Source organism: Pectobacterium sp. PL64 (genome assembly GCF_022477975.1).
GTDB lineage: Bacteria > Pseudomonadota > Gammaproteobacteria > Enterobacterales > Enterobacteriaceae > Pectobacterium > Pectobacterium jejuense.
Genome location: NZ_CP092070.1, coordinates 3,233,443 through 3,254,856 on the forward strand (window position 1 = coordinate 3,233,443; position 21,414 = coordinate 3,254,856).

19 protein-coding genes, 1 rRNA gene and 1 other annotated feature are annotated in these 21,414 nt (G+C 49.5%); of the genes, 7 read left to right on the plus strand and 13 right to left on the minus strand.

Annotated features, from left to right (window positions below):
- Positions 1-116 precede the first annotated feature (116 nt).
- The 4 genes from HP572_RS14535 to rluD form a co-directional block, all read right to left on the minus strand.
- Positions 117-1,656 (minus strand): 16S ribosomal RNA (locus HP572_RS14535).
- Between the two features lie 288 nt (positions 1,657-1,944).
- On the minus strand, positions 1,945-4,536 hold the full coding sequence (clpB, locus tag HP572_RS14540; RefSeq protein WP_240583584.1) for an ATP-dependent chaperone ClpB: 2,592 nt from the start codon (positions 4,534-4,536) through the stop codon (positions 1,945-1,947).
- Between the two features lie 133 nt (positions 4,537-4,669).
- Entirely contained in the window at positions 4,670-5,395 is a 726-nt protein-coding gene (gene yfiH, locus HP572_RS14545; RefSeq protein ID WP_240583585.1) for a purine nucleoside phosphorylase YfiH, read from the minus strand.
- A 43-nt stretch (positions 5,396-5,438) separates the two neighbouring features.
- Positions 5,439-6,416: a 23S rRNA pseudouridine(1911/1915/1917) synthase RluD gene (rluD, locus tag HP572_RS14550; RefSeq protein WP_240583586.1), complete on the minus strand. Its 978-nt coding sequence runs from the start codon at positions 6,414-6,416 to the stop codon at positions 5,439-5,441.
- A 134-nt stretch (positions 6,417-6,550) separates the two neighbouring features.
- On the opposite strand from rluD, the gene bamD reads away from it, so the two are divergent.
- The 3 genes from bamD (at position 6,551) to pheA (ending at position 9,455) form a co-directional block, all read left to right on the plus strand.
- Positions 6,551-7,285 (plus strand): outer membrane protein assembly factor BamD, encoded by a 735-nt coding sequence (gene bamD / locus HP572_RS14555; RefSeq protein WP_240583587.1) that lies wholly within the window; start codon positions 6,551-6,553, stop codon positions 7,283-7,285.
- 322 nt (positions 7,286-7,607) lie between these two features.
- Entirely contained in the window at positions 7,608-7,946 is a 339-nt protein-coding gene (gene raiA / locus HP572_RS14560) for a ribosome-associated translation inhibitor RaiA (protein ID WP_240583588.1), read from the plus strand.
- Positions 7,947-8,140: 194 nt separating this feature from the next.
- Positions 8,141-8,266: a sequence feature (Phe leader region), on the plus strand.
- A 28-nt stretch (positions 8,267-8,294) separates the two neighbouring features.
- Positions 8,295-9,455: a bifunctional chorismate mutase/prephenate dehydratase gene (gene pheA / locus HP572_RS14565; RefSeq protein ID WP_014916307.1), complete on the plus strand. Its 1,161-nt coding sequence runs from the start codon at positions 8,295-8,297 to the stop codon at positions 9,453-9,455.
- An 81-nt stretch (positions 9,456-9,536) separates the two neighbouring features.
- Here the strand turns inward: pheA and tyrA are convergent, their stop codons facing one another.
- Together tyrA and HP572_RS14575 are read right to left on the minus strand one after the other, a co-directional pair.
- Positions 9,537-10,658, minus strand: a complete 1,122-nt coding sequence (gene tyrA / locus HP572_RS14570) for a bifunctional chorismate mutase/prephenate dehydrogenase (protein WP_010285975.1) — start codon at positions 10,656-10,658, stop codon at positions 9,537-9,539.
- Positions 10,659-10,664: 6 nt separating this feature from the next.
- Positions 10,665-11,738, minus strand: a complete 1,074-nt coding sequence (locus HP572_RS14575) for a 3-deoxy-7-phosphoheptulonate synthase (protein WP_240583589.1) — start codon at positions 11,736-11,738, stop codon at positions 10,665-10,667.
- 249 nt (positions 11,739-11,987) lie between these two features.
- Here HP572_RS14575 and btsR point away from each other — a divergent pair, with 249 nt between their 5' ends.
- The 3 genes from btsR (at position 11,988) to HP572_RS14590 (ending at position 14,299) form a co-directional block, all read left to right on the plus strand.
- A complete protein-coding gene (gene btsR / locus HP572_RS14580; RefSeq protein ID WP_010285977.1) occupies positions 11,988-12,704 on the plus strand; it encodes a two-component system response regulator BtsR in 717 nt (238 codons plus the stop codon).
- Between the two features lie 82 nt (positions 12,705-12,786).
- Positions 12,787-13,098 (plus strand): DUF2799 domain-containing protein, encoded by a 312-nt coding sequence (locus tag HP572_RS14585; RefSeq protein ID WP_371745277.1) that lies wholly within the window; start codon positions 12,787-12,789, stop codon positions 13,096-13,098.
- Positions 13,099-13,360: 262 nt separating this feature from the next.
- Positions 13,361-14,299, plus strand: coding sequence for a cyclopropane-fatty-acyl-phospholipid synthase family protein (locus HP572_RS14590; RefSeq protein ID WP_240583590.1), 939 nt, complete (start codon positions 13,361-13,363; stop codon positions 14,297-14,299).
- Between the two features lie 261 nt (positions 14,300-14,560).
- Here the strand turns inward: HP572_RS14590 and rplS are convergent, their stop codons facing one another.
- The 5 genes from rplS to ffh all read right to left on the minus strand — a co-directional run bounded on the left by rplS (position 14,561) and on the right by ffh (position 18,099).
- Positions 14,561-14,908, minus strand: coding sequence for a 50S ribosomal protein L19 (rplS, locus tag HP572_RS14595; protein WP_010285987.1), 348 nt, complete (start codon positions 14,906-14,908; stop codon positions 14,561-14,563).
- Between the two features lie 62 nt (positions 14,909-14,970).
- Entirely contained in the window at positions 14,971-15,726 is a 756-nt protein-coding gene (gene trmD, locus HP572_RS14600; RefSeq protein WP_010285995.1) for a tRNA (guanosine(37)-N1)-methyltransferase TrmD, read from the minus strand.
- A 38-nt stretch (positions 15,727-15,764) separates the two neighbouring features.
- Positions 15,765-16,313, minus strand: a complete 549-nt coding sequence (gene rimM / locus HP572_RS14605; protein WP_010285997.1) for a ribosome maturation factor RimM — start codon at positions 16,311-16,313, stop codon at positions 15,765-15,767.
- Positions 16,314-16,331: 18 nt separating this feature from the next.
- Entirely contained in the window at positions 16,332-16,580 is a 249-nt protein-coding gene (gene rpsP, locus HP572_RS14610; protein ID WP_010285998.1) for a 30S ribosomal protein S16, read from the minus strand.
- A gap of 157 nt (positions 16,581-16,737) precedes the next feature.
- A complete protein-coding gene (ffh, locus tag HP572_RS14615) occupies positions 16,738-18,099 on the minus strand; it encodes a signal recognition particle protein (RefSeq protein ID WP_095700327.1) in 1,362 nt (453 codons plus the stop codon).
- 170 nt (positions 18,100-18,269) lie between these two features.
- Between ffh and HP572_RS14620 the strand changes: the two genes are divergently transcribed.
- Positions 18,270-19,064, plus strand: coding sequence for an inner membrane protein YpjD (locus tag HP572_RS14620; protein WP_010286006.1), 795 nt, complete (start codon positions 18,270-18,272; stop codon positions 19,062-19,064).
- A gap of 70 nt (positions 19,065-19,134) precedes the next feature.
- Here the strand turns inward: HP572_RS14620 and luxS are convergent, their stop codons facing one another.
- Together luxS and gshA are read right to left on the minus strand one after the other, a co-directional pair.
- On the minus strand, positions 19,135-19,650 hold the full coding sequence (luxS, locus tag HP572_RS14625; RefSeq protein WP_014916315.1) for an S-ribosylhomocysteine lyase: 516 nt from the start codon (positions 19,648-19,650) through the stop codon (positions 19,135-19,137).
- 153 nt (positions 19,651-19,803) lie between these two features.
- Positions 19,804-21,357 carry a glutamate--cysteine ligase gene (gene gshA / locus HP572_RS14630; protein WP_240583591.1) on the minus strand — a complete coding sequence of 518 codons (1,554 nt, stop codon included), beginning with the start codon at positions 21,355-21,357 and terminating at the stop codon, positions 19,804-19,806.
- Positions 21,358-21,414: the final 57 nt, after the last annotated feature.

The following is a 21,414-nucleotide window of genomic DNA, read 5'->3' on the forward strand; positions in this document are numbered from 1 at the left end:
AACCCGGCACGCTCGCGTCAGCATGAGTCTACACTCATGACATCAACAGGTGCGCTTGCTCAGTATTTTCATCAGACAATCTGTGTGAGCACTTCACGCAACACACATCTTTTTGGTAAGGAGGTGATCCAACCGCAGGTTCCCCTACGGTTACCTTGTTACGACTTCACCCCAGTCATGAATCACAAAGTGGTAAGCGCCCTCCCGAAGGTTAAGCTACCTACTTCTTTTGCAACCCACTCCCATGGTGTGACGGGCGGTGTGTACAAGGCCCGGGAACGTATTCACCGTAGCATTCTGATCTACGATTACTAGCGATTCCGACTTCATGGAGTCGAGTTGCAGACTCCAATCCGGACTACGACGTACTTTATGAGGTCCGCTTGCTCTCGCGAGGTCGCTTCTCTTTGTATACGCCATTGTAGCACGTGTGTAGCCCTACTCGTAAGGGCCATGATGACTTGACGTCATCCCCACCTTCCTCCGGTTTATCACCGGCAGTCTCCTTTGAGTTCCCGACCGAATCGCTGGCAACAAAGGATAAGGGTTGCGCTCGTTGCGGGACTTAACCCAACATTTCACAACACGAGCTGACGACAGCCATGCAGCACCTGTCTCAGAGTTCCCGAAGGCACTAAGCTATCTCTAGCAAATTCTCTGGATGTCAAGAGTAGGTAAGGTTCTTCGCGTTGCATCGAATTAAACCACATGCTCCACCGCTTGTGCGGGCCCCCGTCAATTCATTTGAGTTTTAACCTTGCGGCCGTACTCCCCAGGCGGTCGATTTAACGCGTTAGCTCCGGAAGCCACGCCTCAAGGGCACAACCTCCAAATCGACATCGTTTACAGCGTGGACTACCAGGGTATCTAATCCTGTTTGCTCCCCACGCTTTCGCACCTGAGCGTCAGTCTTTGTCCAGGGGGCCGCCTTCGCCACCGGTATTCCTCCAGATCTCTACGCATTTCACCGCTACACCTGGAATTCTACCCCCCTCTACAAGACTCTAGCCTGTCAGTTTTGAATGCAGTTCCCAGGTTAAGCCCGGGGATTTCACATCCAACTTAACAGACCGCCTGCGTGCGCTTTACGCCCAGTCATTCCGATTAACGCTTGCACCCTCCGTATTACCGCGGCTGCTGGCACGGAGTTAGCCGGTGCTTCTTCTGCGGGTAACGTCAATCGATAAGGTTATTAACCTTACCGCCTTCCTCCCCGCTGAAAGTGCTTTACAACCCGAAGGCCTTCTTCACACACGCGGCATGGCTGCATCAGGCTTGCGCCCATTGTGCAATATTCCCCACTGCTGCCTCCCGTAGGAGTCTGGACCGTGTCTCAGTTCCAGTGTGGCTGGTCATCCTCTCAGACCAGCTAGGGATCGTCGCCTAGGTGAGCCATTACCTCACCTACTAGCTAATCCCATCTGGGCACATCTGATGGCGAGAGGCCCGAAGGTCCCCCTCTTTGCTCTTGCGAGGTTATGCGGTATTAGCTACCGTTTCCAGTAGTTATCCCCCTCCATCAGGCAGTTTCCCAGACATTACTCACCCGTCCGCCGCTCGCCGGCAAGGAGCAAGCTCCCTGTGCTACCGCTCGACTTGCATGTGTTAGGCCTGCCGCCAGCGTTCAATCTGAGCCATGATCAAACTCTTCAATTTAAGATTTGTTTGATTTGCTGAACTCGTCAGCGATGCTCAAAGAATTAGTAACTGTTTATTCGTAATGAATTTACTGTTGTTCACTCTTCAAGACTTTTTATATCGTTAAGATACGGTCTTGTGAGTGCCCACACAGATTGTCTGATTAAATTGTTAAAGAGCAGTGCCACTTCATCGGTGGCGCGGGCTGCATATACTATGCTTTTCCGCTGTGAAGTCAAGTCATTACTGACCGCCTTCGTTGAATCTTTTTTCCTGTCACCCCAACCGCGTGTCGCTGTTGCCGTGTCAGTGGATGCGCATTATAGGGACTTCTCGGCCACTGACAAGTGCGTCAACATCTAGTGTGATCGCTTTACCGGGTATCAATTTCCCCCCCAGTATCTGCTGAGCGAGCGGGTTCTCTATCAGTTGCTGTATCGCTCTTTTAAGCGGACGCGCACCATAGACAGGATCAAACCCGACTTCCCCAAGCATATCTAAAGCTGCATCCGTGATCGTGACACTATATCCACGCTCTTCAAGACGCTTGTACAGTCTCTGAAGCTGAATTTGTGCGATCGACGTAATATGTGCCCTTCCCAATGGGTGGAATACCACGACCTCATCGATACGGTTAATAAACTCGGGGCGGAAGCTGTGGCTAACGACTTCAAGCACCATATCTCTCATTTCGGTATAGCTGCGCTCACCAAAACGTTCCTGAATAAGGTCAGATCCCAGATTGGACGTCATGATGACCACAGTATTACGGAAGTCCACCGTTCTGCCCTGACCATCAGTAAGACGCCCATCATCTAATACCTGAAGCAGGATATTAAACACATCAGGGTGCGCCTTTTCGATCTCATCTAACAAAATGACCGAATAAGGACGACGACGTACCGCTTCCGTCAAATATCCTCCTTCCTCGTAACCGACATATCCTGGAGGCGCACCGACCAAACGTGAAACCGAATGTTTCTCCATAAATTCAGACATATCGATACGCACCATAGCGTCATCACTGTCGAAGAGGAAAGTCGCCAGCGTTTTGCAAAGTTCCGTTTTCCCAACGCCTGTTGGCCCAAGGAACAGGAACGAGCCAATAGGGCGATTCGGGTCAGATAGCCCTGCGCGACTACGACGGATAGAATTCGCTACCGCTTCAACGGCTTCGTTCTGCCCGATTACACGCTGATGCAGTTCATCTTCCATGCGTAATAATTTTTCTTTCTCACTTTCCAACATGCGAGAAACAGGAATCCCAGTCCAACGCGCCAGCACATCTGCGATTTCAACATCCGTTACTCGATTACGCAGCAAATGCATCGTTTTCCCTTCCTGCTGCGTTGCTGCTGCCAACTGTTTCTCTAGCTCAGGGATTTTGCCGTATTGCAGCTCAGACATTCTTCCCAGATCGCCCTGACGGCGAGCCTGTTCCAGCGCAATTTTCGCCTGCTCTAAAGACGCTTTAATATTCTGCGTTCCCGTGAGTGACGCTTTTTCTGCTTTCCACTCTTCCTCTTGCTGGGAATATTCACGCTCTTTTTGATCAAGTTCCGCACTCAGCAATTCAAGCCGCTTTTGGCTGGCTTCATCAGATTCTTTTTTCAGCGCCTGCTGTTCCAGCTTTAACTGGATGATTCGACGCTCAAGCCGATCAAGGGGCTCTGGTTTCGAATCGATCTGAATACGAATACTGGATGCTGCCTCATCAATCAGGTCAATCGCTTTATCCGGCAGTTGGCGATCCGCGATATAGCGGTTAGATAGCATGGCTGCCGCAACAATCGCTGGGTCAGTAATTTGTACATGATGGTGCAATTCATAACGCTCTTTCAGCCCGCGCAGAATCGCAATCGTGTCTTCGACAGTAGGTTCAGCGACAAACACTTTCTGGAAACGACGCTCAAGGGCCGCGTCTTTTTCAATATATTGCCGATATTCATCGAGCGTTGTCGCCCCGACGCAATGCAACTCACCACGAGCCAGCGCAGGTTTTAGCATATTACCGGCATCCATCGCGCCATCGGCTTTGCCTGCCCCCACCATCGTATGAAGTTCATCAATAAACAGAATGACGTTGCCTTCCTGTTTAGACAGGTCGTTGAGCACGCCTTTCAAACGCTCTTCAAACTCACCACGGTATTTCGCACCCGCCACCAGCGCGCCCATATCCAGTGAAAGTACGCGCTTGTTTTTCAAGCCTTCAGGCACTTCACCATTAACGATACGCTGGGCTAACCCTTCTACTATCGCGGTTTTACCCACGCCGGGTTCACCGATTAATACAGGGTTATTTTTGGTTCGACGTTGCAGAACCTGAATAGTGCGGCGAATTTCCTCATCACGCCCGATAACAGGATCGAGTTTGCCTTGTTCCGCACGCTCCGTGAGGTCAATCGTGAATTTTTTCAATGCCTGGCGCTGATCTTCAGCCCCCTGATCGTTCACTTGCTCCCCTCCTCTCACTCGTTCAATCGCGTTTGTTACACCTTGCTGCGTAACCCCCGCCTTTTTCAATATATCCCCCAACGTGCCGCGAGACTCCAGCGCCGCAAGCGCGAAAAGCTCCGAAGAAATAAAGGTATCGCCACGTTTTTGCGCCAGCTTGTCGCACATATTCAATACGCGGACTAACTCGCTCGAAGGTTGAACATCACCATCAGTACCTTCAACCTGCGGCAAACGCGTGATTGCCTGGTCGATTTCGGTTTTCAGGTGATTAAGATTGGCTCCGGCAACAGTCAGAAGTGGACCAACAGTTCCACCATCCTGATGAAGCAAGGCGCTCATCAAGTGAAGTGGTTCAATAAACTGGTGATCGCGCCCAAGGGCGAGAGACTGGGCATCAGCAAGAGCAAGTTGGAATTTGTTGGTAAGACGATCCAGACGCATAACACCTCCCATACACTGGTCAAAATTGCTACTGGAGATTAAATGAGGTCATCCCTCAAAAATTTCAAGGTTATTTTGCCAGTCGTGACAGGATTTAAACGTTACTTGTCTTGGATCGTCTTAATTCAATAGGTTATATCAGCCAGATTAAACTTGCCATACGGCCAGTCACACCATCACGGCGATAAGAGAAAAATTTGTGAGGTTCACTCACAGTACAGGCATTTCCACCAAAAATTTGTGTTACCCCTGCGGCACGTAAGTGCAAACTTGCCAGTTGGTAGATATCGGCAAAAAATTTATTTCCTTCAGGCCGAAATGCTGAGGCCGCAGCCATATCATGCTGAATAAATGCGTCCCTGACTTCAGGGCCGACCTCAAAGGCATCAGGCCCGATAGCAGGCCCTAACCACGCCATAATTTGTGCGGGTTGCGCACGGAAACAGGCTAACGTTTCTTCCAATACCCCCGCGTGCAATCCCCGCCAGCCGGCATGGGCGGCAGCGACTTCGTCTCCGTTGATTGCACAAAAAAGCACGGGCAAGCAGTCAGCCGTCATCACCGCACAGACCTTCCCTTTCTTATCCGTATAAGCGGCATCACCACAAACAGACGTTGGGGATGTCTCGCCAATACGAATCACATCGGTGCCATGAACCTGTTCCAACCAATGCGGCATAGCGGAAAGGCCGGCCATCTCCACCAGCGCTTGCCGATTTGCGGTAACGTGCGCAGGCTCATCGCCCACATGATTCCCTAAATTCAGCGAATCATAAGGTACACCACTACACCCGCCAACACGCGTCGTACTACAAGATTTCACACTTTCTGGCAAAGGCCAGTCGGGGTATATCAGCATAGTCCGTCACCTCTATAAATCGGCACTTATCGTATTGAACACATTACCAGTCGAGCTGATCCTTAAATGCTTCAGTATCGGCTTTCAGCGCATTAATCAGATCGACCATATCCTGTGGCAATTCCGCATGCCATTCCATGTGAATGCCAGTAATAGGATGGTAGAAACGCAACATGGTGGCATGCAGCGCCTGACGATCGAACCCACGCAGCATCTCAATGAAATCCTCCGAAGCGCCTTTTGGCGGGCGAGGACGACCACCGTATAGCTGATCGCCAACCAGAGGATGATTAATGTGCGCCATATGCACGCGAATCTGATGGGTGCGCCCCGTTTCCAGACGCAACCGCAAACGGGTATGCGCACGGAAATGTTCCATGATGCGATAATGTGTCACGGCAGGCTTACCCATTGGGTGCACGGCCATGTGAGTACGCTTGGTTGAGTGGCGAGCGATAGGCTGCTCGACCATACCCCCCGCGGTCATCGAGCCAATCGCAACGGCTTCATATTCACGAGTAATTTCACGCGCCTGTAGTGCTTCAACTAAACGCGTCTGTGCTGGTACGGTTTTCGCGACCACCATAAGCCCTGTCGTATCTTTATCAAGTCGGTGCACAATCCCGGCACGGGGCACGTCGACAATCTCAGGATAATGATGTAACAAGGCATTTAATACTGTGCCATCTGGGTTACCCGCACCGGGGTGAACCACCAGATCTCTGGGTTTATTGATGACCAGAATATCCTCATCTTCGTACACGATATCCAGCTTGATATCCTGTGCTTCCCAGCGTGCTTCTTCTTCAATCAATGCATCAATCGCTACCGATTCGCCGCCAAGTACTTTCTCTTTTGGCTTATTGATGACATTGCCGTTAATCTGTACTCGATTCTCAAGAATCCACTCTTTTATGCGGGATCGTGAATAATCAGGGAACAATTCGGCCAAAGCCTGATCTAAACGTTGTCCGAGTTGAGATTCGGCCACCGTTGCGGTGAGTTGTACTTGTTGTGCCATATTATGCAGCTTCTTCGTTAACGTTGGGTTTTGACGGCGACGCCGTTTAAAATAATGTACTATTGTAGCTGGTCTAAATCGGGAGCTTAACGGACAGCCTCCCGGAATAACATTCTGAGGATAATCAAAACGTCATGACGCGTATGAAATATCTGGTGGCTGCCGCCACGTTGAGCCTGGCGCTGGCTGGTTGCTCCAGCAATTCCAAAGATGCGGTTCCTGATAGTCCGCCATCTGAAATCTATGCCAATGCTCAACAAAAACTGCAGGACGGCAACTTTAAAGCAGCCATCACGCAGTTGGAAGCACTGGATAACCGGTATCCCTTTGGCCCCTACTCGCAGCAAGTACAGTTGGATTTGATCTACGCCTATTACAAATCCGCAGAGCTGCCATTGGCCCAAGCTTCAATTGACCGCTTCCTGCGACTCAATCCGACCCATCCAAACGTGGATTATGTCCTGTACATGCGCGGCCTGACCGACATGGCGCTGGATGATAGTGCGTTACAAGGCTTCTTCGGCGTTGATCGTTCCGATCGCGATCCGCAGTATGCCCGCACCGCATTTCGGGATTTCAGCAAGCTCATTCAGGGATACCCGAACAGCCAATACGCCACCGACGCAAACAAGCGTTTGGTTTACCTCAAAGAGCGTCTGGCCAAGTATGAACTTTCTGTCGCGCAATACTACACGAAACGCGGCGCTTATGTGGCAGTAGTTAATCGCGTTGAGCAAATGCTGCGTGATTACCCTGATACCCAGGCAACAAAAACTGCCCTGCCGTTGATGGAAAATGCCTATCGCGAACTGCAACTGGCCGCTCAGGCGGACAAAGTCGCAAAAATCATCACTGCGAACCCAGCATAAACGACACGTGACACACAGTAATAAGACGGCAGCTTCGGTTGCCGTTTTTTTATGGATCGATCGGTGGGCTATGCATTAATGATGCAGAAAAAACAGGTTGGCGGGAGTCAACAACAGCGCGGTAACGTCAATACATCCTATCAATAATGGCACAGGCCAGATGCCCCCTCAAGCACTTCCCTCCTATTCCCGATGATGCTTCACAAATCGCGTTTTCTTGACAAAAAGTGACGAAAAAAAGCGATCAACATCACGCTTTTTGTCACAACTCACTGTATGCTGAAATTATCCAAGACGGACATAGGCAGAGAGGTAAGTTTATATGACTATTAATATTACCAGTAAGCAAATGGATATCACCCCCGCAATTCGTCAACATGTCGAAGACCGTCTTTCTAAGCTGGATAAGTGGCAAACCCAGCTGATTAACCCGCATATTATTCTGTCAAAAGAGCCTCAGGGTTTTGTCGCCGATGCCACTATCAGTACGCCAAATGGCCCGCTGGTTGCCAGTGCCAAGCATGACGATATGTATACCGCCATCAATGAGCTAATTACCAAGCTCGAACGCCAGTTGGACAAACTCCAGCATAAAGGTGAAGCCAGACGTGCGGTAGCTAGCGTAAAAGAAGCGAATCTCCAGCCGACGCAAGAAGAGTAATTTATTCTCTTTACCTCAATACAACGCGCCCGAGGGCGCGTTTTTGCATTTCAGGCGTCGTAATCCACATCCTAAAGCGCCAACGCGATACCTCGTTTAACATTGCGCTCGGCGATTTTGTATTGACAGGATGAAAAGCCAACAGTTACCTTACCTACTCAGAATCTGGATATCTTCCTGACTAACCGAGTAAACATGACAAATAAACTGTTCTTCTTCGTATTCTTTTTCACCTTCCCCTGATTTGGGAGGCGATTCGTCGTAAGAGCAAGAATACGAAGACGAACAAAAAAGCCTCCTGACCAGGAGGCTTTTTTTATATAAGAACATAAGACAGGTAACAGCATCATGACAGACAACCCATTACTGGCACTGCGAGAACGCATCAGCGCATTGGATCTCCAATTAATTGAATTGTTGGCACAAAGACGAGAACTGGCGCTGGACGTTGCCCGTAGCAAATTGCATTCGCATCGCCCAATCCGCGACAAAGAGCGTGAGCGTGATTTGCTGGACAAGCTGACAGCCGCTGGGAAGAAGCATCATCTTGATGGTCACTACATTACCCGCTTATTTCAGCTCATCATTGAAGATTCGGTACTGACGCAGCAGGCACTCTTGCAGCATCACCTCAACCAAACAACGTCACACTCTGCCCGTATTGCGTTTCTCGGTCCGAAAGGCTCTTATTCCCATCTTGCCGCGCGCCAATATGCCGCGCGACACTTCGAGCAATTTGTTGAGTGTGGTTGCCAGAAATTTCAGGACATCTTCAATATGGTGGAAACAGGGCAAGCGGACTATGCCGTTCTGCCGATTGAAAACACCAGCTCTGGCTCGATCAACGACGTCTACGACCTGTTGCAACACACAGCTTTATCCATCGTCGGCGAATTAACCAATCCGATAAATCACTGCGTTTTAGTTGCTACCGATACGTCATTAGAACAGATCGAAACAGTTTACAGCCATCCACAGCCGTTCCAGCAGTGCAGCCATTTCATTAACCGTTTTCCACACTGGAAGATTGAGTATTGTGAGAGCACGGCCGCGGCGATGGAAAAAGTGGCTGCACTCAACTCACCAAAAGCAGCAGCACTCGGCAGCGAAGCCGGTGGCCAGCTTTATCAGCTACAAATGCTGGAACACGATCTGGCAAATCAGTCGCAAAACATCACCCGCTTCATTGTATTAGCACGCAAGCCGATTGATGTGACGGAACAAGTGCCGGCAAAAACCACGCTAATTATGGCAACCGGCCAACAGTCAGGTGCGCTGGTAGAAGCGCTGTTGGTATTGCGTGATAACGGCATTGTGATGACCAAGCTGGAATCCAGACCGATCAACGGTAACCCGTGGGAAGAGATGTTCTATCTGGACGTACAGGCCAACCTGCGCAGCGATGCCATGCAGAAAGCGCTAAAAGGATTAGCCCCCATTACCCGCTCGTTAAAAGTGTTGGGCTGCTACCCGAGTGAAAACGTCGTACCCGTGGATGTGAACGAATAGTCGATGTGAACGAATAATTGAAAAAGCCATCCTGGTATCCCCGGGATGGCTTCTTAAACACAACCAAGATAGTAAACGAGCTTATTGACGAATATCGTTTGCCTGACGCAGAAGTACCCGGCTTTCCGCCTGAAAGCGTTTGGCGTAGTCACCAAACCAGTGTTCGACCTTCTTGAAGCTGTTGATAAATTCTGCCTTATCCGTCTGCTCCAGTAGCTCAATCGCCTCGCCAAAACGTTTGTAGTAACGCTTAATCAACGCCAGATTATCCTCTGAAGACATAATGATGTCGGCATACAGCTGCGGATCCTGCGCAAACAGCCGTCCAACCATGATCAATTCCAGACGATAAATTGGCGATGACAGCGCTAATAGCTGTTCAAGCTGTACATTCTCTTCCGCTAAATGCAGGCCATAGGCAAATGTCGCGAAGTGACGCAGCGCCTGAATGAACATCATGTTCTGATCGTGCTCGACCGCGCTGATACGATGCAGACGCGCGCCCCACACCTGAATCTGCTCCAGTAACCACTGGTAGGCTTCCGGCTGCCGACCGTCACAATAGACGACAACCTGCTTGGCAAGGCTGCCGCTGTCTGGCCCGAACATAGGATGCAGACCAAGTACCGGACCACTATGCGCCGCCAGCATCGCCTGAAGCGGACCATTCTTTACCGATGCCAAATCAACCAAGATACAGTCATCCGGCAAAGCAGGCAGACGGGCAATCACCTGTTCAGTCACGTGAATCGGCACGCTAACAATCACCATGCCAGCATCAGACAGCAGTTCATCCGCACGCGGCCAGTCATCTTGCTCCAGAATCCTCACCTGATAACCTGACAGCGTCAGCATTTTCTCAAACAGATTACCCATTTGCCCTCGGCCACCGATGATGACAACTGGACGCAACTGCGGGCACAGCGTTTTAAAGCCTTTGTCGTTTTCACTGGTGTAGGATTCGCGCATGGTACGCCGCAGGATATCCTCAATGAGATCCGGCGGAACGCCCATCGACTCAGCTTCTTTACGACGTGAGCTGAGCATGGCCGCTTCACGATCGGGCGCATAGATGGGCAAACCATGGCGGCTTTTCACTTCACCCACTTCCGCCACTAAACGCAACCGACGTGATAACAGCGCGACAAGCTCCTTATCTACCTCATCTATCTGATCACGCAATACGGTCAGTTCAGCTACCATCTTTTGTTACTCTCCTGAATGTTTCGCCCGTGCAACGCTCAGTTCTTGATGAACAGAACGCAGCAACGTCTCTGTACTTTCCCAACTGATACAGGCATCCGTGACCGATACACCGTAACGCATATCTGAACGCGGCTGTTCTGAAGACTGGCTCCCCTCGTTAAGGTGGCTTTCCAGCATCAAACCTATAATGGAACGATTTCCCGCCTTGATTTGTTCAATCGCAGATTCAACAACAAGTGGCTGACGGCGGTAGTCTTTATTCGAATTACCGTGACTACAATCTATCATCAGAGCAGGTCTCAGTCCCGCTTCCTGCATCTGTTTTTCACATTCGGCGACATCCTGCGCACTGTAGTTTGGTTTTTTACCGCCGCGCAGAATCACATGCCCATCAATATTCCCCTGCGTTTGCAGCAGACAGACCTGACCCGTTTGATTGATACCCACAAAGCGATGCGGCATTGCAGCGGCTCTCATCGCGTTGATCGCCGTTCCCAGACTGCCATCCGTGCCGTTTTTGAACCCAACAGGCATCGACAGGCCGGAAGCCATCTCACGGTGCGTTTGTGATTCTGTTGTACGTGCACCAATAGCCGACCAGCTGAATAAATCGCCCAGGTACTGTGGGCTGTTCGGATCAAGCGCTTCAGTCGCCAGCGGCAGTCCCATATTCACCAATTCCAGCAGCAGCTCACGCGCAATGTGCAGCCCTGCTTCCACATCAAATGAACCATCCATGAACGGATCGTTGATGAGCCCTTTCCAGCCCACCGTGGTACGCGGTTTTTCAAAATAAACACGCATCACAATGTAGAGACTATCGTTTAATTCAGCAGCAAGTGACTGCAGACGGCGCGCGTATTCCAACGCAGCATCCGTGTCATGAATCGAGCAAGGCCCGCAGACAATCAGCAACCGATCGTCACGACCATGAATGATATCCGCAATGGTTGCTCTCGCTTGCGCAATATCGCGCTGTTCTGCGTCGTTAAGCGGAAACTTGGCTTTCAATTCATCGGGAGTAATTAAAACCTGCTCTGCACTGATATTAATATTGTTAAGTGAATCTTTTTGCATGATCCCATTCCTGAAAAGTTCGGTATATTCGCGATCGTCTGTAAAGACTACTGTCTGTACAACCTGCCTACGCGTCATGTTTACACCATAACACGAACCGTAAAGATTTCAATCCACTTAGTGTAAATAAAAAATTACCACCCTAAATATTGCCAGAAAAACGATATCTGCTTGCCCTATCACTTCACAACGCAACAATGCTAATCCCAGGCCTGAATAGTGATAGAATCACGCCAACAAGGGGGAAGGATGCTGAAAGCCATAATCATCGATGACGAACAGCTGGCGCGTGAAGAGCTCAGCCTGCTGCTGGAAAACGAGTCTGATATCACTATCATTGCACAGTGCAGCAATGCGCTGGAGGCGATACCGGCTATCCATCGGCTGCAACCCGATGTGATTTTTCTGGATATACAGATGCCAAAGATCAGCGGATTAGAGCTGGTCGCCATGTTAGATCCAGAAAATATGCCTTACGTCGTCTTCGTGACAGCCTATGATGAGTACGCGGTGAGGGCATTTGAAGAACATGCTTTTGACTATTTGCTTAAACCGCTGGATGCACAGCGGCTAAGTAAAACGCTAAATCGCTTACGCCGCGGCGTTAGTGTAAATAAAAACGTACAGATAATTTCAGAGCCCTTACTCCGCCATATTCCCTGTAACGGACACAATCGTATTTTTTTGCTCAAGATTGAGGAAGTCGAGTATCTTTGTTCAGAACTCAGCGGCGTACACGTCGTGGGCGTCAGCCAGTCCGGCTATACCCAACTTTCATTGAAAACGCTGGAAGAGAAAACGCCCTTCGTCCGTTGCCATCGTCAATATATGGTTAATACGGAACAGCTGAAAGAAATCCAGTTAATGGAAAACGGCGCAGCAGAAGTCTTGACGCATACGGGAAAACACATCCCCGTCAGCCGCCGCTATCTCAAATTACTGAAAGAAAAATTAGGCATCGCCTGATGCGGTGCTTCTTCAGGCCAATGGCCGCAACATTGAAGGTTTGATGATGAGATACAGTTATGTCTTGGCTGTAGTTCTTTTAATGACAGCATGCCAAAGCAACGTCCCGTCGCTACCCGCTAAAAGTGAGTCGGGCTTCTGGTACGAAACAGGTTATCAGGATGCAATCTCTGGCATGGTCGTAAAGGACGATAGCACTTTGCAGGAATGGTTTGGTAATCCTCAAGTTGATCGTGAAACCTACCTACGTGGCTATCAGGCCGGACAGTCGGCTTTTTGCGGCACAGATAACATGGAAGAATGGGGAAAAGCAGGGAAAAACTTTCCCGCCAGCTGCGATGGCGTAGAGAATGCGGAGATACTTCGAGCTAGCTGGCAACAGAGTCTGCCTTAACACCCTTCTAAAGATAAACGATGGCCCATACTCATCAGCAATTTAGCTGGCAAAACGCTATGGCTCATCGCATCTGGTAACAATTCCACTCACTTTTGTACTCGCACAGACATACGTCAGACATACCTCCCCTCTATTATCGCTCACATTAAATAATCACATTAGGTGATTAACAACCTGATGCAGAGATACCGAAAATTCATATCTCACTGTTAGTTACATCCATTATTCCTGATAGCGATTGATATTATGGAGTGCTCATATGTCCGGTACAAGCAAGCCTCATAACCCGTCTCTAAATAGCAGTTCAAGACTCTTATCACACGCAGCCCCATCACAGGAAAGCCATGATGAACGAGTCGCTGCGGTAAAGAACAAAATTATCGAGTCCGGCGACCATCCCGGCATTTCCATAGAGGAGCAACTCGCGCTTCTGGACGCTTTCTCCCACCTTGAGCTAGGCCAGTTTTTACTTAAACATCACGGGTTAAATGCGTACTGGACGCATAATGTGATAGCACATCAGCCAGCTCACTATGTTAACTCCCTCGAAGAAATCATCTACACACAGTTACCCAGCGTTTTGGCAACACGTGAACGATTTGGTATTTTCCAACGCCTGCTTCAAGAACTCTTGCGCCCCGACGCTATCATGGTATCTGTCCCCTGCGGTGTCATGGCCGACTTATTGCTGTTGGACTATACGCGGCATCGAGATGTGAAATTAATCGGGATCGACCTGGATAAACAGGCACTGGAAGAAGCTTATAAACTTGCCAGTCAGCAAGGGCTGGAAAATAAGATATCGTTGGTACTTGCTGATGCCTGGACAATTGATTTGGCAGCACAAGCAGATGTGATTACCAGCAACGGACTCAACGTCTATGAACACGATGATGACAAAGTTACTGAGCTTTACCGCGTGTTCTATTCTGGGCTGAAACCTGGAGGTACGTTGATAACCAGCTTTATGACGCCTCCACCTACGCTGTCGCAAGATTCCCCATGGATAAACACCGACCCGAAATTGCTAGCCCTTCAATATGTCCTTTTCTCACGGATTATTGGGGCAACGTGGACAGCGTTTCGTACCCATAAACAAACACAGTCGCAGTTAGAGCAGGCTGGATTCACCGATATTCAGTTCATTAACGATCATATGCACATGTACCCAACTGTCATCGCTAATAAGCCATTCTGAACAGGATAAAAACGGTATTAACGCGGTATTTTGATCGCCTGAACCGATCAATATTGGAAAATTGATCTGTATAAACGTTTATAAAATAACCATGTCTAATGTCATCATGGTACTGAAATTCAAACAATAAAGATGGCACCAGGGAAAGCGAAGCCCACCAACATGGTGGGCTTTTTACTGACATCAGGCATAAAAAAAGGGTTTAGCCTTTGGCTAAACCCCTTATAAATAACAACTTTCGGATGTTGCGAAAGCGCTATCTTAGTTAAGACGCTCTTTGATACGAGCAGACTTACCAGTACGCTCACGCAGGTAGTACAGTTTGGCTTTACGCACGGCACCACGACGTTTAACAGCGATGCTGTCAACTACTGGAGAGTGAGTCTGGAATACACGCTCCACGCCTTCGCCGTTAGAAATTTTGCGAACAGTGAATGCAGAATGCAGACCGCGGTTACGAATAGCGATAACCACGCCCTCGAATGCCTGCAGACGTTTTTTGCTACCTTCAACAACCCATACCTTCACTTCTACGGTATCACCCGGACGAAATGCAGGTACGTCCTGCTTCATTTGTTCGTCTTCGATTTGCTTAATGATGTTGCTCATAATATGTCTCTTACCCTAGGTAAACTGATAGTTGGGTTCGCACGGTAAACCGGCGTAACCACCTAATACTCTTGTTGCTCAGACTGATATTCACGTTGGAATTCAGCCAGCAACCTTGTTTGCTCGTCAGTCAGAGCTAGGCTTTTCAGAAGTTCAGGTCTTCTAAGCCAGGTTCGGCCCAGCGACTGCTTCAATCGCCAGCGGCGTATCTCCGCATGGTTACCGGACAGTAGCACAGCCGGAACTTCCATGCCTTCCAGTATTTCAGGGCGAGTGAAATGAGGACAGTCCAGCAATCCATCGGCAAAAGAATCTTCTTCTGCTGAAGCCTGATGCCCCAGAACGCCCGGTATAAAGCGGGCAACGGAGTCAATCAGGGTCATCGCTGGCAGTTCCCCACCGCTGAGTACGTAATCGCCGATCGACCATTCTTCATCGATTTCGGTTTTAATTACGCGCTCATCAATCCCTTCGTACCGTCCACAGACCAGAATCATCTTCTGATTCGTAGCGAGTTGATGTACGCCTTGCTGATCTAATTTACGGCCCTGAGGTGATAAATAAATCACTTTCGCGCCTTCGCCTGCCGCTGCTTTTGCTGCGTGGATCGCATCCCGTAAAGGTTGCACCATCATCAGCATTCCGGGGCCGCCGCCATAAGGCCGATCGTCCACGGTGCGATGCCGATCGTAAGTGAAATCGCGAGGACTCCAATACTGTACGTTCAGCAGGCCATTTTTAACTGCCCGGCCAGTGACTCCGTAATCAGTAATTGCCCGGAACATCTCTGGAAACAGGCTAATCACCCCAATCCACATAGTCTCGTTCCGCTGGGTACTACTGGTCGATTCAGAGTTCAAAAACCAGGATCCCAATCTACTTCAACAGTTTGAGCAGAAAGGTCGACGCGCTTAACAACCTGTTCGGTGAGGAACGGAACCAGCCGTTCCTTGACTCCGAAGGCATCTTTCAGGTTGGCCTTTATTACCATCACATCGTTCGAGCCAGTTTCCATCATGTCGATGATTTTACCTAACTCATAACCGGTTACGGTCACGACCTGACAGCCAATAAGATCCTTCCAGTAATAATCACCTTCGCCCAGATCGGGCAGTTGTGACGAATCTACGACAATTTCGCAATTAGTCAGTAAATTAGCCGCATCACGGTCATCAGCACCTTTCACTTTAATGATCAGATCCTGATTGTGATACTTCCAGCCTTCAATCTCGACAAGCTGCCAACCGCTTTTACTCTGGATGAACCAAGGTTGATAATCAAAAATGCTCTCGGCATCTTCGGTGGATGAAAACACTCTGAGCCAACCTCGGATGCCATATGCCGATCCTATCTTCCCCATAACAATCGGGTTAACAGGAGGTTTTGGGCTGAGTTGATTGCTCATTATCACCACCGCAACAGGTTATGCTGCTTTTTTAGCGTCTTTGATCAGCGAAGATACGCGATCAGACACAGTTGCACCCAGACCAAGCCAATGCTCGATACGGTCCAGATCCAGACGCAGGGCTTCTGCTTGACCAGATGCGATTGGGTTGAAGAAACCTACGCGCTCGATGAAACGACCATCACGCGCATTGCGGCTATCGGTCACGACTACTTGATAGAAGGGGCGTTTTTTCGCGCCGCCACGTGCCAAACGAATTGTTACCATAACATCCTCTTTAGTGAATAAAACAACTGGGCCCCATCGAGGAACGGAGCCCAGTATGTCATATAAAAAGCCCGAAAATTTTACTCATTTTGGCGCAAAAAGCAATCTAAAGCGTATAATCACGCCAAGAGTTTCTCTGCACCATCGATTTCGGTGATTAACGCCCCGGGAATCCAGGTGGCATCATCCCTTTCATACCGCGCATCATTTTCGCCAGACCGCCGTTTTTCATCTTCTTCATCATTCGTTGCATATCATCGAACTGTTTCAGAAGACGGTTCACGTCCTGTACCTGCATGCCGGAACCCTGCGCGATACGACGTTTACGCGATCCTTTAATAATCTCAGGTTTGGCACGCTCTTGACGCGTCATCGAATTAATGATCGCCTCCATACGCACCAGCACCTTGTCATCCATTTGTGACTTAACATTATCAGGCAGTTGGCCCATGCCCGGCATTTTGCTCATCATGCTCGCCATGCCGCCCATGTTGCGCATCTGCTTGAGCTGATCCAGGAAATCGGTCAAATCGAACCCATCGCCCTTCTTCAGCTTGTTGGCAAGCTTTTCTGCCTGTGTACGATCGACCTTGCTTTCAATATCTTCAATCAGTGAAAGCACATCGCCCATACCGAGAATTCGCGAGGCAACGCGCTCAGGGTAGAACGGCTCCAGCGCTTCGGTTTTTTCGCCGACGCCGAGGAATTTAATTGGCTTGCCAGTAATATGGCGGATAGACAACGCCGCACCGCCGCGGGCGTCACCATCAATTTTGGTGAGGATCACACCGGTCAGAGGCAGCGCTTCATTAAAGGCTTTCGCCGTATTCGCCGCATCCTGCCCCGTCATGGCATCAACCACAAACAGCGTTTCAACCGGCTTAATCGCAGCGTGAACCTGCTTGATTTCGTCCATCATCGCGTCGTCAACGTGGAGACGACCCGCGGTATCGACTAACAGGACATCGTAGAACTTCAGCTTAGCGTGCTGTAACGCACGTTCTACGATAGCAAGCGGCTTTTCCTGCACGTCTGATGGGAAGAAGTCGACACCCACCTGCTCTGCCAATGTTTCCAACTGTTTAATCGCCGCAGGGCGATAAACGTCAGCTGAAACCACCAGCACTTTTTTCTTATGCTTTTCGCGCAGGAATTTACCCAGCTTGCCCACGCTGGTCGTTTTACCCGCACCTTGCAGACCCGCCATCAAAACAACCGCAGGCGGTTGCGCAGCAAGATTCAGCTCGGCGTTGATTTCACCCATTGCGCTGACAAGTTCATTTTTAACAATCTTGACGAACTCTTGGCCCGGCGTCAGACTTTTATTGACTTCATGTCCGACAGCGCGCTCTTTCACGCGATTGATAAAATCACGCACCACAGGTAACGCAACGTCGGCTTCCAGCAATGCCATACGCACTTCACGCAGCGTTTCTTTTATGTTGTCTTCAGTCAACCGCCCGCGGCCGCTGATATTGCGCAATGTGCGCGAGAGTCGATCGGTTAAATTTTCAAACATATCTCATGCTCAACGTAAGACAGGCCGCCAGCGCGACACGAATGGAAGAGATTATACACAAAAGCGGGAACGATCTCAGCGCTGCTGACGGAGAACTGTTGGTGCCCGCGGCGACTAACGCTATACTGATTCTTCATTTTACCTAGTTGATATTTAATAACCTAATTTGTATGTCTGTTTTCGCTATTGTGGCGCTTGTCGCCTACACACTCAGCCTCGGACTGATTATCCCCAGTCTGCTGCGCAAGAACAGTGCATATCGTCGGCTGGCAATACTCTCGGCCAGCGCTGCGCTAATTTGTCATGCGGTGGCGCTCTATCAACGCATTTTCGATGTTCAGGTCGGCCAAAACCTTAGCTTGCTGAATATCGGTTCTCTGGTCAGCCTCATCATCTGTACGGTGATGACGTTTGTCGCCACGCGCGATCGCGGTTGGTTTATTCTTCCTATCGTCTACACCTTTGCGCTGATCAATCTGGCCTTCGCCAGCTTCATGCCGAGTGAGTTTATTACGCATCTGGAAGCGTCGCCGGGCTTGATGATCCATATCGGACTGGCCCTTTTCTCTTATGCAACGCTGTTAATTGCTGCCCTTTATGCGCTTCAACTCGCCTGGCTTGATTATCTGCTCAAGAATAAAAAGCTGGGATTTGCCGCTGACATGCCGCCGCTGATGGGTATTGAGCGCAAGATGTTTCACATCACACAGATTGGCGTCATTTTGCTCACGCTGACGCTCTGTACTGGTTTGTTTTATATGGATGACCTGATCGATAACAAAGAGAACCTGCACAAGGCCGTGTTCTCCCTGTTTGCCTGGTTCATCTATATTCTGTTGCTCTGGGGACATTACCATGAAGGATGGCGGGGACGGCGCGTCGTCTGGTTCAGCCTGATCGGAGCCCTTATGCTGACGCTGTCCTACTTCGGCAGCCGGGTTATACAGCACTTCCTCGCAGTCTGACGCGTTCACGAGCATAAAAAAAAGAGAACCCACTTCGGTTCTCTTTTTTTATCTGTGCCTATCCAAGAAACTAGATATGTAGCTCGGCCAATTTATCTTTCGGCAGCGCCAGATCGTCATTTTGGTTGATACCAATATCGTGATCCACGATGTGTTGAGCAATGTCCTGCGCTTCTTTCAGTGAGTGCATCTCATAGGTGCCACACTGGAATTCGTTCAACTCAGGAATTTTACGCTGATCAGTCACTTTCAGAACGTCCGCCATCGCCGCTTTCCAGGAATCAGCAACACGTTGCTCATCCGGCGTGCCAATCAGGCTCATGTAGAAGCCCGTACGGCATCCCATCGGAGAAATGTCGATAATCTCAACACCATCACCGTTTAAATGATCGCGCATAAAGCCAGCAAACAGATGCTCTAGCGTATGGATGCCACGCTCTGGCATGACTTCGATGTTCGGGCGACAGAAGCGCAGGTCAAATACCGTGATATTGTCGCCATGAGGGGTTTTCATGGTTTTAGCGACCCGAACTGCGGGTGCAGCCATACGAGTATGGTCAACGGTAAAGCTGTCTAGTAATGGCATAATTTCACCTCCTCCAAGAAAAAAATTCATTTTTTCTCGTTTCCGAGAACTTTTCCTTTTTATGCGAGTCTGACTTACTGAAAGACGCGCATTTATTATCATCATCCCTATTAGAGATGTTTATTTGGCCACAGTTTCTGTGGCCTTTTCTTTTTAATGCGTCGCCAAATAGTCGTCAAAACTCATCGTATCTTCAGACTCAATCTGACGTTGGCGCTGCCAGGATTTCTCACTCGCCGCAGCCAATTGTTCTTCCGTCAACACCTGCAACGGCTCACTGCTGAGCATTTTGCGGTATTCTTCCGCTAAATTCAGCCCCACGCTACCATTGCCTTCTTGCTTCATCAACGTTAATAGTCGCCCAGAGAACGTCGTTTCTGGATCGTCAAAACCAACAAGTAGCTCATCGCATACCTGTTGATAGTGCGGTTGATTGTTTTCCGCGTCCAGTACTTCCGCAACGCGACGTAAATCCGCAAACAGAGATTTCCCCACTTCAGCAATTGGCTGCTGGATGGTTTCACACCGCATACCCACCGTTTGCCCAGGTTTACGCCCTTCCAGGATCACTCGGTTCCAGTTTTTACGCGTACACAGTAGCTCATCCGCGCTCATTTCAGGCGCATCTGCCAGCGCACACCAGATCAGGAATAAATCCAGGAAACGAACCTGGCTTTCACTTACCCCGGTCGGAGAGAAAGGATTAATATCCAGTGAACGCACTTCGATATATTCGATTCCGCCACGTAACAAGGCATCAGATGGCGTTTCACCCGCACGCGTCACACGCTTCGGACGAATCGGCGCATAAAGCTCGTTCTCAATCTGCAAGACGTTCGTATTCAATTGTAGATAACGACCATCCTTCTTCATCCCAACTCGAGCATATTCCTCAGACGGCGTTTTTATCGCGCGTTTTAACGCAGCGACATAGGTATCCAAGTCGTTAAACGTAATCCCCAGATTGCTCTGTGACTTATTGGTATAGCCTAAATCACTGAGCCGTAGAGAGGTCGCATAAGGCAGATAAAGCATGCCTTTTTCCGTACGCTCAAACGGCAGCGCGGTTTCCCGACCTTTCAGGAAGGAAGAACAGATCGCCGGAGAAGCACCGAACAGATAAGGGATCACCCAGCCAAAGCGGTAATAGTTACGGATCAGTCTGAAGTATCCCGCAGATATCGCTTTTTTCCCGCTTTCTGCATCAGTAACCCCTTCTCGCGCCTGCCAGAATGACAGTGGAAGAGAGAAGTTATAATGCACGCCGGAAATAGTCTGCATCAACGCGCCATAGCGGTTTTTCAGCCCTTCACGATAAAGCGTTTTGAAGCGCCCGATATTTGATGAGCCATACTGCGCCAGCTCTATATTTTGCTCGCTGTCGATAAAGCACGGCATGCTCAATGGCCACATCCGCTCATCGCCCAGATTGCGGGAAACGTGACGATGAATATCGCGCAGAAACGTCAGCAGGTGATCGACATCTTTATCGACAGGCGTAATAAACTCCAACAGCGCTTCTGCAAAGTCTGTCGTAATCCACGGGTGTGCCAACGCCGAACCCAATATCTCGGGATGCCCAGTCGTAGCAAGATGTCCGTTTGCTGTTACGCGCAATGTTTCGCGTTCAATTCCACGCTGAATACCCTTCACTGCCAGTGGGTGTTTTTCCAGCCAAGAAAGTGCTTCTGAAATGTCCGGGATCAAATCGACCTCCCGTTGTTAAAATGTAATGGTTGTAAGCATAATTGAAACTCAGCAGCA

Bases quoted from the DNA above. Each gene is read 5' to 3' on its own strand.
- clpB (WP_240583584.1), bottom strand. From the start codon at position 4,536: ATGCGTCTGGATCGTCTTACCAACAAATTCCAACTTGCTCTTGCTGAT.
- yfiH (WP_240583585.1), bottom strand. From the start codon at position 5,395: ATGCTGATATACCCCGACTGGCCTTTGCCAGAAAGTGTGAAATCTTGT.
- rluD (WP_240583586.1), bottom strand. From the start codon at position 6,416: ATGGCACAACAAGTACAACTCACCGCAACGGTGGCCGAATCTCAACTC.
- bamD (WP_240583587.1), top strand. From the start codon at position 6,551: ATGACGCGTATGAAATATCTGGTGGCTGCCGCCACGTTGAGCCTGGCG.
- raiA (WP_240583588.1), top strand. From the start codon at position 7,608: ATGACTATTAATATTACCAGTAAGCAAATGGATATCACCCCCGCAATT.
- pheA (WP_014916307.1), top strand. From the start codon at position 8,295: ATGACAGACAACCCATTACTGGCACTGCGAGAACGCATCAGCGCATTG.
- tyrA (WP_010285975.1), bottom strand. From the start codon at position 10,658: ATGGTAGCTGAACTGACCGTATTGCGTGATCAGATAGATGAGGTAGAT.
- HP572_RS14575 (WP_240583589.1), bottom strand. From the start codon at position 11,738: ATGCAAAAAGATTCACTTAACAATATTAATATCAGTGCAGAGCAGGTT.
- btsR (WP_010285977.1), top strand. From the start codon at position 11,988: ATGCTGAAAGCCATAATCATCGATGACGAACAGCTGGCGCGTGAAGAG.
- HP572_RS14585 (WP_371745277.1), top strand. From the start codon at position 12,787: ATGACAGCATGCCAAAGCAACGTCCCGTCGCTACCCGCTAAAAGTGAG.
- HP572_RS14590 (WP_240583590.1), top strand. From the start codon at position 13,361: ATGTCCGGTACAAGCAAGCCTCATAACCCGTCTCTAAATAGCAGTTCA.
- rplS (WP_010285987.1), bottom strand. From the start codon at position 14,908: ATGAGCAACATCATTAAGCAAATCGAAGACGAACAAATGAAGCAGGAC.
- trmD (WP_010285995.1), bottom strand. From the start codon at position 15,726: ATGTGGATTGGGGTGATTAGCCTGTTTCCAGAGATGTTCCGGGCAATT.
- rimM (WP_010285997.1), bottom strand. From the start codon at position 16,313: ATGAGCAATCAACTCAGCCCAAAACCTCCTGTTAACCCGATTGTTATG.
- rpsP (WP_010285998.1), bottom strand. From the start codon at position 16,580: ATGGTAACAATTCGTTTGGCACGTGGCGGCGCGAAAAAACGCCCCTTC.
- ffh (WP_095700327.1), bottom strand. From the start codon at position 18,099: ATGTTTGAAAATTTAACCGATCGACTCTCGCGCACATTGCGCAATATC.
- HP572_RS14620 (WP_010286006.1), top strand. From the start codon at position 18,270: ATGTCTGTTTTCGCTATTGTGGCGCTTGTCGCCTACACACTCAGCCTC.
- luxS (WP_014916315.1), bottom strand. From the start codon at position 19,650: ATGCCATTACTAGACAGCTTTACCGTTGACCATACTCGTATGGCTGCA.